This is a genomic window from Corallococcus praedator, from assembly GCF_003612125.1.
Classification (GTDB): domain Bacteria; phylum Myxococcota; class Myxococcia; order Myxococcales; family Myxococcaceae; genus Corallococcus; species Corallococcus praedator.
In genome coordinates this window covers 1-11,536 of the sequence record NZ_RAWI01000302.1, presented here as the reverse complement: position 1 = coordinate 11,536, position 11,536 = coordinate 1, and the positions used below count along the sequence as shown (strand labels likewise).

At 69.5% G+C, this 11,536-nt stretch carries 12 protein-coding genes; 7 read left to right on the top strand and 5 right to left on the bottom strand.

From position 1 onward, the window contains the following. The first annotated feature begins 91 nt into the window (after positions 1 to 91). The gene (locus tag D7Y13_RS29900; protein WP_120537561.1) at positions 92 to 487 is read left to right on the top strand and encodes a hypothetical protein; all 396 of its coding nucleotides are present in this window, start codon (positions 92 to 94) and stop codon (positions 485 to 487) included. Positions 488 to 557: 70 nt separating this feature from the next. Here the strand turns inward: D7Y13_RS29900 and D7Y13_RS29895 are convergent, their stop codons facing one another. Beyond that, positions 558 to 2,006, bottom strand: coding sequence for a right-handed parallel beta-helix repeat-containing protein (locus tag D7Y13_RS29895; protein ID WP_120586181.1), 1,449 nt, complete (start codon positions 2,004 to 2,006; stop codon positions 558 to 560). Positions 2,007 to 2,175: 169 nt separating this feature from the next. Here D7Y13_RS29895 and D7Y13_RS29890 point away from each other — a divergent pair, with 169 nt between their 5' ends. Further along, complete coding sequence (locus tag D7Y13_RS29890; RefSeq protein ID WP_120537559.1) at positions 2,176 to 2,676, top strand: TlpA family protein disulfide reductase; 501 nt, start codon at positions 2,176 to 2,178, stop codon at positions 2,674 to 2,676. Positions 2,677 to 2,686: 10 nt separating this feature from the next. On the opposite strand, the gene D7Y13_RS29885 is transcribed toward D7Y13_RS29890, so the two are convergent. The 3 genes from D7Y13_RS29885 to D7Y13_RS29875 all read right to left on the bottom strand — a co-directional run bounded on the left by D7Y13_RS29885 (position 2,687) and on the right by D7Y13_RS29875 (position 5,478). After that, on the bottom strand, positions 2,687 to 3,403 hold the full coding sequence (locus D7Y13_RS29885) for a proline and serine-rich protein 1 family protein (RefSeq protein WP_120585718.1): 717 nt from the start codon (positions 3,401 to 3,403) through the stop codon (positions 2,687 to 2,689). 112 nt (positions 3,404 to 3,515) lie between these two features. Then, positions 3,516 to 4,124 carry a 2,3-bisphosphoglycerate-dependent phosphoglycerate mutase gene (locus D7Y13_RS29880; protein ID WP_120585717.1) on the bottom strand — a complete coding sequence of 203 codons (609 nt, stop codon included), beginning with the start codon at positions 4,122 to 4,124 and terminating at the stop codon, positions 3,516 to 3,518. Between the two features lie 118 nt (positions 4,125 to 4,242). After that, complete coding sequence (locus D7Y13_RS29875; RefSeq protein WP_120537556.1) at positions 4,243 to 5,478, bottom strand: MFS transporter; 1,236 nt, start codon at positions 5,476 to 5,478, stop codon at positions 4,243 to 4,245. Between the two features lie 95 nt (positions 5,479 to 5,573). On the opposite strand from D7Y13_RS29875, the gene D7Y13_RS29870 reads away from it, so the two are divergent. The 3 genes from D7Y13_RS29870 (at position 5,574) to D7Y13_RS29860 (ending at position 8,638) form a co-directional block, all read left to right on the top strand. Then, positions 5,574 to 6,494, top strand: coding sequence for an RluA family pseudouridine synthase (locus D7Y13_RS29870; RefSeq protein ID WP_120585716.1), 921 nt, complete (start codon positions 5,574 to 5,576; stop codon positions 6,492 to 6,494). Between the two features lie 248 nt (positions 6,495 to 6,742). Then, positions 6,743 to 7,957: a DUF4374 domain-containing protein gene (locus D7Y13_RS29865; RefSeq protein WP_120585715.1), complete on the top strand. Its 1,215-nt coding sequence runs from the start codon at positions 6,743 to 6,745 to the stop codon at positions 7,955 to 7,957. 63 nt (positions 7,958 to 8,020) lie between these two features. Beyond that, positions 8,021 to 8,638, top strand: a complete 618-nt coding sequence (locus D7Y13_RS29860; RefSeq protein ID WP_120630844.1) for an MXAN_6652 family MXYO-CTERM-anchored protein — start codon at positions 8,021 to 8,023, stop codon at positions 8,636 to 8,638. 55 nt (positions 8,639 to 8,693) lie between these two features. On the opposite strand, the gene D7Y13_RS29855 is transcribed toward D7Y13_RS29860, so the two are convergent. Beyond that, positions 8,694 to 9,185, bottom strand: a complete 492-nt coding sequence (locus D7Y13_RS29855; protein WP_120538300.1) for a serine/threonine protein kinase — start codon at positions 9,183 to 9,185, stop codon at positions 8,694 to 8,696. Between the two features lie 450 nt (positions 9,186 to 9,635). Here D7Y13_RS29855 and D7Y13_RS29850 point away from each other — a divergent pair, with 450 nt between their 5' ends. Both D7Y13_RS29850 and D7Y13_RS29845 read left to right on the top strand, forming a co-directional pair. Continuing rightward, entirely contained in the window at positions 9,636 to 10,505 is an 870-nt protein-coding gene (locus D7Y13_RS29850) for a hypothetical protein (RefSeq protein WP_120585713.1), read from the top strand. 32 nt (positions 10,506 to 10,537) lie between these two features. Continuing rightward, positions 10,538 to 11,401 (top strand): hypothetical protein, encoded by an 864-nt coding sequence (locus D7Y13_RS29845; RefSeq protein WP_120585712.1) that lies wholly within the window; start codon positions 10,538 to 10,540, stop codon positions 11,399 to 11,401. Positions 11,402 to 11,536 lie beyond the last annotated feature (135 nt).

Sequence of the window (11,536 nt, the reverse complement as noted above, 5' to 3'; positions counted from 1 at the left end):
CCGCCCCTGCCCCCCAGCACGAAGCGCACCCCCAAGCCGGATCCGTCTTGAACGTCGCGTCCTGGCCGGCGGGTGCTAAACCTCCCGGCCCATGACCTTCTTCTTCCATCTCCACTCGGGGCTTCGCTACCTGGTGCTGCTGTCCGGCGCCATCGCGCTCGCGTACTTCGCGTTCTGCGTCGCCACGAAGAAGCCGTTCGACAAGGTGGGGCGCATCATCGGCGCGTCCTACTCCGGCTTCCTCCAGTTGCAGGTGCTCGTGGGCATCGGGGTGCTCGTCACACGCGGCTACTACCCGGCGCTCATCGGCCACATCGTGCTGATGGTGCTGGCGGTCGGCTCCATCCAGAGCCTGCTGTCGGTGAACCGTCGGCGCACGCCGCCGGGCTACGTGCTGCCCCTGGTGGGCACCGTGCTGTCCCTGGTGTTCGTCGCGGGCGGCGTCATGGCCATCGGGCGCAGCCTGTTCAGGTCCACCGCGTTCTGAAGCGGCCCGCCGCCGGGACCTGGACCCACGCGGTCCACGTCCCAGCAGGGCAGGTGCCCGCAGCACCTGATCAACGGCGGGCGCGGCGGCGCAGGCTCAGCGGCACGAGCAGCGTGAGGAGCATGGGCAGCAGGCCCGGACTGGCGCTGCATCCGCCGTCCTCATCCTCCGGCAGCTCCTTCTCCGGTTCGGACCCCGCGTCCGTGCCGCCCGAGCCCGCGTCGGCCGTGCCCGTCCCCGCATCCGTGCCGCCCGAGCCCGCGTCGGCCGTGCCCGCGTCCGTGCCGCCCGTGCCGCCGTCGGTCGTGGTCGCCGCGCAGGTGCCCAGCGAATGTTCGAGCGCGCCCAGCGTGTACGCCGACGCCGACGGACGGGGACGCGCGCAGAAGTCGTCCGGCACCGAGGCATTCCGCGCGGCGGCCCCCACGAGGGACGCCACGTCACCCTTGACGGTCAAATCCCCCTTGAGCGGCGCCACGTACCAGGACGTCCACGTGGCGGTGGCCACGTTCGCCAGGTTCGTGCCGGCGGTGAAGGTGCCGCCCTCGCGGACGCGGATGACCGACGACTGCACGTTGCCGTGGGCCTCGCCGGTGCTGGCCGCGTAGCGGAAGTCCACGCCCGTGGTGCCGACGAACGTGTTGAACAGCACCCGCGTGTTCGCGGCCTTGTTCAGGTAGACGGCGACGTCGGAGCAGTTCGCGACGATGTTGTTGCGCATCACTCCGTCCGAGTGCTCCGGCGTGCACGGCACCGACGCGTCGAAGGCCGGCGCGCAGAACGCCGGACCCGTCCCGCCACCGCCGAAGGACAGGCCGATGCTCGTGTCCGCCAGGGCGCGGTCCTTCGCGCAGACGACGCGGTTGCGCTCGAAGAGGCCCCGCTTGCCGCCGCTCTTCATGAAGGCGCCGTAGGAGATGCCACCGGCCTTGGAGAAGTCGTGCAGGTCGTTGTCGCGGACCACCCAGTCATCGCCCGTGTCGATGTTCAGCTTGGTGACCGGGGTCCCCGTCGCGCGGGCGTGCGTGTCGTAGATTTCATTGTTCTCGATGAGGCCGCGGTGGGGCATCTCCCAGACGCCGGACCCGTTCTTCACCGCGTTCACCTTGAGCTGTGCGTTGAAGTCGCGCACGCGGCTGTTGCGCAGCACGAAGCCCTCCGCGTGGCCCGTCACATGGAACGCGTGCTCGCAATCCTGGTCGGCCGCGCAGATGCCCTCCACGGTGAGCCCGTCGAAGGTCCAATACCGGCCCGACACCTTGAAGCCCTCCACCGCGTTGAAGCGCACGAGCGCCCCGTGGCGGTTCGCGGCGCGCACGGTGATGGGCAGGGCCTGGGTGCCCTCCGCCGCGCAGTTCACGTTCGCGTTGAAGGAGTACGTGCCGTTGGCGAGGACGATCTCATCCCCGGCCTTCGCGGCGGAAAGCGCGGTCTGCAGCTCGGCCACGGTGGAGACGTTCTTCACCGCCGCGCCGCCGGTCAGCGGTAGCAGGAGCAGTGCGAGGGAGAGGGGGCGCATGGGGGGACTCCGGAAAGGGGGACCGCGGAGACCCTACCGGATTCCCTCCACGACCAGACAGCCGGACGGGCGCAGGCCCTCCGGTCGCTAGGGAAGCGGTGGGCGCGTGAGCACCTCGTGCCTCATGGCATGTCATCCCAGGTTCTCGCGGCGGGGGCGGTCGGCGCTGATGGGGGCGGGCCTCGCCAGCGTGTTGCTGGTGGCACCCGGCGCGCTCGCGCTTCCCGAGAAGGGGCAGCCGCTGCCGGCCTTCTCCGCGAACGACCTGACGGAGGGCGCTCACGCGAGCGAGGAGCTGAAGGGGCGTCCCTCGCTGGTGGTCATCATCACCGACAAGGACGCGGGCGGCGCGATGCGCGGGTGGTTCAACGCGGCGGATGAGCACGTGCCGGACACGGTGCGCCGCCAGTCGCTCATCACCCTCAAGCTGCCGTTCATCGTCAGCGAGGGCGCGGCGCGGGGCAAGGCGAAGAAGCAGGTGCCACAGGACTTCTGGAAGGACACCTGGTTGGACAAGAACGGCGGCATGGCGAAGGCCCTGGGCCTTGCTTCCAGCAGCACGCCCTATGTCCTGGCGCTGGATGCGGAAGGTCGCGTGGTGGCCAGCGTCCACGCGACCGTGGACTCACCGGAAGCGCGGACCATCTGGTCCGCGCTCTCCCGGCGATGAGCCTCCGGGCCTAGTAACGCCCGTCCAGGATCTCCTGCAGCTTCTGCTTGTCCGCGGAGAAGGGGAACGCCTGGAACAGCTCGTAGCTGTTGTTCGTGTCCAGCAGCGTGGGCCGCATCACCCGCACCACCTCCAGCTTGTCGTTGGAGAAGGAGAACTGGTTGATCACGGTCATCACGTGCGACACGAGGAAGTGCTCGCGCGGGGCGACCATCGACAGCACGCGCATCTTGTCGCGCGGGAAGGACTCCCGGGCCATCGCCTGGGTGAGGCTGCGGAACTGCGAGTCCGTGATGGGGCGCACCACCGGAAGCGGGACCGGCTGCGGCATCGGCTGCGGCGCCGGGTAGTTGCCCGGCGGGGGCGGCAGGCCCGTGCCGTACGGCGCGGCGTCGTCGACGTACTCGCTCAGCTTGTCCAGCTCCTCCATGGCGGCGCGGATGCTGTTGCGGCCCTGGTTGTCACGCGTGCGGGACATCGCGTCGCGCAGCGCGTTCTCCAGCTTGTCGATGCGGCGCTCCATCACCTCGCGGTCGATGACGGCCAGGTTGCGCACGGGCGGCGGAGGCGGAACCGGCTGCGGCGGGCGGGGCGTGGAGTGGCCCGGCGGAGGCGGGCGCCGCATCTCCGCGGCGGCGGCATTGGCGTTCCCTTCCGTGCGCGGCGCGGTCTGGGCCAGCGAAGCGACGGAGGAGAGCAGCACGACTGCGAGGGTCAGGGCCTTCATGGTGTGCATCCTTGGGGGTGTTCGTCCTACGCCCCATCTGACGGGACGAGGGGCGCGGCATTCAACCCCCTCGCGCATTCCCCAGGAAGGCCCTGGCCTCCGCCGCGAGGCGTCAGGGGGTGGCGCCGCGCTTGGAGACGACCTGTCCCTCGGTCGTGACGTCGTAGACGACGGGCACGCCCGTGGCCAGCTCCAGCGCCACCACGGCCTCGCCGGAGAGCTTGTCCAGGCGCATCACCAGGGAGCGGTTGGAGTTGCCGTGGGCCACGACGAGCACGTTCTTGCCCTGGCGCAGGTCGCCCGCGATGGCGCGGTCGTAGAAGGGCAGCACGCGCTTGGCGGTCATCTCCAGGGACTCGCCATTGGGGGGCGGCACGTCGAAGGAGCGGCGCCAGATGTGGACCTGCTTCTCGCCGAACTCCTTGGCGGCGTCCGCCTTGTTGAGGCCCTGCAGGTCGCCGTAGTGGCGCTCGTTGAGGGCCGCGTCGCGGATGACGGGCGGGCGCTGGCCCAGCGTCTCCAGGAGGAGGGCGAGCGTCTCCTGCGCGCGGCTCAGGGCGGAGGTGTAGGCGACGTCGAACTTCAGGCCCTTGAGGGCCTCGGCCGCCTTGCGGGCTTCGCCGCGGCCCTGCTCGGTGAGGGGCACGTCCACGAAGCCGGTGAAGCGGTTCTCGTGGTTCCAGAGGGACTGACCATGACGGACGAGGGCGAGGATGGGCATGGCCCCTCTGCTAGCCCAACCAGGGGGAGTGGGAAAAGGGGCAAGGTCCGTCCCCCTGTCCGGCCCGTCGGTTCCCGGGCACGCGCCGGCGGCCCCGGTGCGGCCCGGGTGCGGCGGCTCAGGTGCCCAGCGCGGCCAGACCCCGGGGCCGCAGGGCGCGCGTGAGCGCCACGATGCCGAAGAAGAGCAGGGCCGCTCCCGCGGTGATGGGCCGCACGCCCAGCCGGTCGGACAGCATGCCCAGGCCCCACACGCCCAGCATGTAGCCCAGGTTCACCAAGAGCAGGAACAGGCTGCTCACCCGCGCCTGGAGCTCCGGCGGCGTGCGCGCCTGACACACCGTCTTCAGGCCCGTGAAGGCCAGCAGGTACACCGCGCCCAGGAAGAACATCGCCACCATCGCCACCGGCAGCGTGGGGGACAGCCAGAAGAGCGCGGAGCACAGGCCCACGAGCAGCACGGACACCTCCAGCATCGCCCTGCGTCCCACCCTCGCCACGATGGACCCCGTGCCGAAGGCCGCGAGGACCGCGCCCGTGCCCTGCGCGGTCAGCAGCAGCGACGTGGTGGCGGCGTCTCCGCCCAGCACCTTGATGGCGAACACCGGCACCAGCCCCACGAACGGGGAGATGAGCAGGCCCACGAAATACGACGTCCCCAGCGCCAGCGCGATGCCCGGGTCCTCCCACGCCAGCTTCATGCCCCGGAGGATGCCGGCCCACAGCGCCTCCACCTTCGGCAGGACGGCGTGCACCGCGCCGTTCATCCGGGCCAGCACCAGCAGCACCGCGAGGAACGACAGCGTGTTGAGGAACAGCGCCCCGGCGATGCCGGCCTTCGTCAGCACGAGCGCCGCGACCACGGGCCCGATGATGCGCCCCAGGTTGAACTGCGCCGAGTCCAGGCTGAGCGCGTTGTGCAGGTCCTCCGGCGGCACCACCGCCACCGTGAGCGCGGTGGCGCAGGGGACGACGAGCGTGTTGAGGGCCCCGTTGAGCAGCGAGATGGCCGCCACCCACGGCACGGTGAGGTTGCCCGTCGCCGCCAGCACCGTGAGCAGCGCCGCGAGCAGCCCCTGCATGCACACGCACACGGCCATGAAGGAGCGCCGGTCGAAGCGGTCCGCGAGCGCGCCGCCCAGGGGCGCGAGGATGATGGAGGGCAGGTGCGCAAGCGCGGCCACGCCGCCCGTCCACCCCGCCTTGCCCGTCACCTCCGTCACGTAGACGCCCAGCGCGACGGTCTCCATCCACGTGCCGATGTTGGACACGAGCATGCCCGCCCAGAGCCAGGCGAAGTCACGGTGAGACAGGGCCCGCAGGGAGGACGCGCGAAAAAGCTGGGAGGAGGCCACGGCGAGCCCGGTTCTACAGCGCTCCTGTCCCGCGTGCTCGGTGGGCGCACGCCTACACGTTGACTCCCTGCCTGCCTTGGGGGACGGGGGGAGTCATGACGCGGCTCAAGGTCCTGGTGGTCCCCCGTGAGGTCGCAGGCGAGCGGCTTGACCGCTTCCTCACGAAGCATGTCCCCGGCCTCACGCCAGAGCGGGCCCGCGCGCTGCTGGACGCCGGCAGGGTCCGCATCCGGGGCAAGAAGGCGCAGGCCACGCGCAAGCTGTGGGGCGGGGAAGAGCTGGAAATGGAGACGCCGGAGCCCCGCGCGTCCCCGGCCGCCTCGCTGGAAGGGCCGGAGCTGCCGGTGCTGCACGACGACGCGGCGTTGATCATCGTGGCCAAGCCGCCGGGCCTGGTGGTGGAGCCGGAGGGGCGCGCTGCCTCCGTGGTGGGGCTGCTCGCGGCGAGGTGCCCGCCGTTCAACGTGGAGGGTGTGGCCCAGCCGGGCGTGGTGCACCGGTTGGACCGCGAGACGAGCGGCTGTCTGGCGCTGGCACGGACGGATGACGCAGTGGCCGCGCTCCTCAAGGCGTTCCAGGACAAGCGCGTGGACAAGCGCTACCAGACGCTGGTGCTGGGACAGCCTCCGGACACCGGCCGGCTGGAAGGCCCGTACGCGCGCGACCCCAAGGACCCGCGCCGCTTCACCACCCGCGTGCCCTCCGCGCGCCGGGCGGCCCTCACCTTCACCGTGCGCGAGCGCTTCCGCGAGGGGGCCCTGCTGGACATCGACCTGGACACGGGCCGCACGCATCAGATTCGCGTGCAGTTGTCCGAAGCCGGCTTCCCCGTGCTGGGGGATTCCGTCTACGGCACGCAAGCCGCGCGCACGCACCCGGCCGCGCTCGCGGTGGGGCGGCAGGCCCTGCACGCATGGCGCCTGGAGGTGCCGACCTCCGCGACGGGGAAGCTCATCCAGGTGGAGTCCCCGCTGCCCGACGACTTCCTGCGCGGGCTGGCCCTGCTGCGCGGTTGAGGACGAAGCCTCCCCACGGGGGCGGGCCTGAGCAACCCAAGGGCAGCCGCCAACACGCGTGGCTGCTCAAAATAAGAGTTTTCTTATCATTCGGGTTGGTCCGCCTATCTCTTGACATCAGGCATTGATGGATTTAGTACGTCCTGAAAATGAGAATGAGTATCATTTTCATTGTCGGATGTCTGTCTACAGGCCTCCGTGCCGGATGACACACGCCCCTTCCCCCCACCGCAGAAAGGCCATTCCCGATGAAGCATCCTGTTGCCTTCCCTTCCTTGCGACGCTCCGCCGCCATGCTCACGCTGGCCCTGTTCACGGGCTGTGGTGACTCGGAGGAGCCGGGCACCGACGACAACAGGCCGCTGTATGCCATCACCACGCAGTTGCTCGTCGAGGACCCGGTGGAGAGCTACGTCGTGGTGACGACCCAGGCGGAGCAGACCGCGTCGCTGTCATTGGACAACGCCATCAAGGTGTCGGGCCGGGCGCTGGGCGTGGGCATTCCCAAGTCGGGTTCGCTCTACGTGGTGAGTGATGAGAGCCCGGTGGTGACGCGCTACCGGCTCAACAGCGCGGGCAGCCTGGAGCAGGCCGGCACCGTGAGCTTCGAGACCCGGGGCGTGACGTCGCTGGGGGAGTACCAGGCCAACTTCCAGTTCATCTCCGAGACGAAGGCCTACTTCTTCGACGGGGCCACCGCGCAGGTCGTCATCTGGAACCCCACGGCGATGACCGTGACGGGCACCATCCCGCTGGCGGCGCTGGTGATTCCAGACACCGTCCTGGCGTTCTCGGGCGCCGTCGTTCACGTGGGCTCGCAGCTCATCATGCCCGTCGGCTGGCGCCCGGTGTCCGGCGTGGGCATCACGAAGAAGGCGGGCGTGGTCTCCATCGACACGGCGACGGACGCGGCCACCATCGCCACGGATGACCGGTGCGGCTACACGCACGACGCCGCCCTGGGCCTGGATGGCAAGGTGTACGTCGCGACGGAGGCGTATGGCGCGGCGGTGTACCGGGTGGCCCCGGACGCGCCGGAGCCGTGCCTGCTCAAGTTCGATCCCCAGACGCGTGCCTTTGACGCGACCTTCTACCGCTCGCTCGCGGACCTGGTGGGCGGCGGCACCGCGGGCGCGCTCATCCCGGGCGCGCCGGGGACGGCGTACGTGCGCGTGCTGGATGAGAACATCGCCCCGGTGACGGAAGGCACCCATCCCCGCACGATGGCGAGCGGCACGGGCTGGCAGTGGTGGGAGCTGAAGCTGGACACGCTGACCGCGACGCGGAAGACAGACTTCCCGTCCACCTCCGGCAGCGTCTTCCTCTTCGAGTCGGAGAACCAGACGCTCTACACCGAGTTCGGCGCGGGCGCCGCGTCCACGACGCTGCACGTGCTGGGTGAGAACGGCAAGCCCACGCTGACCACGCAGGGGCTGTCCTTCTCCTTCGTCCAGCTGCGCTAGCCCCTTCGTCGTCCCCCTGAAGCAACCCGGGCCCCACCCGTTTCACCCTTCCATGGAGTTTCGATGCGTCATCTGTTCCGTATCGCGGGCGTGTTCGCTGTTTCGTCGCTGTGGTCCATCGCTGCCTTCGCCACCAGCACGGGCATCACCGGCCAGTCCGGCAAGGACGGGGTGACGTGCAGCACGTGTCACAAGGGTGGGGCCGTGCCCACCGTCGTGCTGGAGGGCCCGACGACGTTGGAGCCGGGCGCCACCGGCCAGTACACCTTCATCATCCGGGGTGGGGCGGCGAAGACGGGCGGGGTGGACATCGCGGTGGACAGCGCGGCGGCCAACCTCCAGGCCGGCACCGGGATGAAGAAGCTGGGCGCGGAGCTGGCCCATTCCGCGCCGCAGGCCTTCACCGGCGACGAGCTGCGCTTCAACTTCTCGCTTGTCGCGCCCTCGTCGGATGTCACCCTCACGCTCTTCGGGGCCGGCAACTCCTCCAACGCGGACCAGAACAGCGACGGGGACCGGGCGGCGGCCACGAAGCTGACCGTGACGGTGGGCAAGGGCACGCCCGTCGTGGATCCGCTCCCCGGGGAGGGCGACAGCGGAGGCTGCGCCGCCGCGGGAAGCGCGCCCATGTGGGGCCTGGCGCTGGCCGGGCTGGCCCTGCTGCGCCGCCGTAGGAACTGAGGCCTTCCCCTCCGTGACCGGTGCCGGCGTCGCCACCACGACGCCCGGCGCCGGGCTACCGGAATGCGTCCACGACATAGGCCGCCGCGACGGAGCCGTCGAGGATTGCTGTCCCTGGCTTCGAATCAGGCCGCTTCCGCATCTGGTCCTCGCTGAGCCGGGCCACCGCGCAGATGGGAAACTTTTCGCTGTCTGGAGGATGAGCCTCATACCATCGGATGACGACCTGCGGACCGCTCGTCCAGACCTGCCCGTACAGGCGCGTCGACGTCTCGAGCGTTCCGAAGTCGTTCTTCAAGATGCTCTCGATGGGGCCGTCATACAGGGTGACGGCACGCGACCGGATCTGGTTCGCATCCAATTCCACCAGCGCGGTGTCCCCGACATGCAGCCGGAGCGCGCGCATGGTCCGCTTCGCTTCCTCTGTGCAGTCCTGCGGCCCCGGCGTGCCATCCGCGCGCAGCGCCACTCCGCCCGTCGCGGGGCATCCGGAGGCCGTGGCAAGGAGCGCGATGGCGCTGAACAGGAAGGCTTTGGGGATGGGCATGACCGGCGCTTCTACTGCCGAATCAGCGCGTGATCCATCCGCACCAGGACCTGAAGGAGCCCGTCCCCACGGAAGATCTGGAGGGCGAGATCCGCGAGAGCGCCTCCCTCCGTTTCGCCAGGACATGGTGGCTTCATCAAACACAGCGCGGGAAGACGGCGACGATAGAAGTCGTGCCTCCCGGGCAACAAGAGCAACAGCGCCTGTGGCCATGGAAGCAACAGCCGCGAAGCGCCAGGGGACCCTCGCCAGAGGTGTTCCAACCCGCTTCTCCCGAGTGCGGTGAGCGCTGCCGCCGCCTCCGCCAGGACCCTCCCTTCCGCGCCGGAAACAGGTTGGTACGGCTCGTGAAGTGAGCGGGTGCACCCACGGGTCGCGGCGGTATCGCGGCGTGGGAGGGGAGGCCCCGGGGGATGGGGCTTCCGGCACTTCTGGAATGGAGGCAGGACCATGCAAAGCCGCAAATGGCGAGTCATCTCCCACGCAGGCGCCGCCGTCGTGACCCTGGGCCTGATGTCGGGCTCCGTGGCGTTCGGCGCCGACACCCGGCCCGGTTCGGAGCAGGGGTCGAACATTCCACCCAGCCGCGTCATCGCGGGCCGCAAGCTGCACCAGCCGCCGGGGTTGAGCGGGACGGGGGAGGATGCGCGCAAGAGCGTGAAGTCCTTCGTCACCTGGGCGGGGCAGTCCGTGGTGGAGGAGCAGGGCGACGCGCGCGAGGTGCTGCGCTCCGCCGCGCAGAACCCGGATGTCATCCAGGCGTTCACCGAGGAGATCCTGGAGGCGCACAAGTCCGGTGACTCCAGCCGCGCGCTGGTCGCGCTGGGCCTGCTCGGCGAGATGCGCACCTACGAGGGCGCGAAGTTCCTCGCGGAGTTCGTCCGCATGCCGCTGCCCACGAAGGGCACCGTCATCGAAGGGGAACTCCAGGAAGAAGCCCAGCAGGCGCGCCTGCAGGCCAAGGCCGTGGCCGGCATCGCGTACCTGCGCGACCCGGAGTTCGACCGGGAGGTGCTCTACCAGGTGGGCGCGCACCCCTCCGTCATCGTCCGCGCGGAGGCCATCAGCGCCTTCCTGTGGAACCGGGGTGATTCGCTGGAGGCACGCAAGGAGGTGGAGCAGTACGTCCGCCGCGAGGAGCTGCTGTTCCTGGATCGCGTCCGGCGCGTCAGCGGCGAGACCGCGGAGACGTTCAACCGCAAGCTCACCGCCTACCTGAAGGCCCACCCGGAAGTGCAGGCGCCCAAGCCCGAGCCGAAGGAGCCCCGTCCGCCCGAGGAGAAGCCCTACACCTTCGACGTCACCCCTCCGAAGTTCTGACCTGACCTCACGACCGAGGAGCGAGAACGCCCATGAATTTCAAGCAAGGCATTGCCCTGATGTCGTCCCTTCTTGCCTTTGGCCTGGGGGCCGAGGCCGGCGCCGTCTGCACCCAGACGGGCGCGAGCCAGGCGGACCGGGACCTCTGGAACACCCACGGCTGCTGGCAGGACTTCTTCCTCTGGCAGTACCAGGCCTACGGCCTGAAGTCCGGGGACTGGAGCAACCGCGGCTGGAATGACGCCTGCAACGTGTCGCTCGAGTTCCCCAAGCACTGGAACGCGTCCTACCTGCTGACGTACGGCATGCTGGACAACTTCGCCCAGTCGTTCCACGGCACCGCGGACTACCGGGGCACGGCGGAGGCGCGCAGCAGCAACTTCCACGACAGCCTCTACCACGGCATCACCGACCGCACGGATGTCTTTGGCACCTTCTCCCCCCGGTTCTGGCCGTGGGACACGGACAAGGTGGAGACCGCGTGCCCGCTCTACAACCCGAACGCCAGCAACTCCAACCCGGCCTCCCGCGCGGGCGACTACATGCACGAGGGCTGGCACGCCAACTTCGACAAGCACAACATCAACAATGGCAACACCGGCGGTCACCGGCCCGGGCCCCAGGGCTCCTGCACCATCAACGGTTGTGACTACTTCTACTTCCATGGCATCAGCAAGTATGCCTTTGGCGCCATGTGGGAGAACGACGGGACGGCCAACCGCTTCCACTCGCCCAACCAGGTGCAGGTGGAGTTCCTCTGCGACGTGTCGGACCAGTCACAGTGGTGGATTCCGTTGAGCGTGCGGCAGACGGCCGCGGCGGATGCCAACAGCCGCGCCGTGTCGCGCTTCATCAACGGCCCGGGGTATAGCTGCGGCAGTCCCCGTCCCTGGTAATCGGATGACCCGCTGGCGCATTCGGAGCGTGAAACCATGACATCGTTTCGGATGCGCCTGTCCCCGGGCCTGTTCCTCCTCACCCTGGTCTGCTGCTCCTGTCTCTTACACACATCTGACGCTGCCGACGAACTC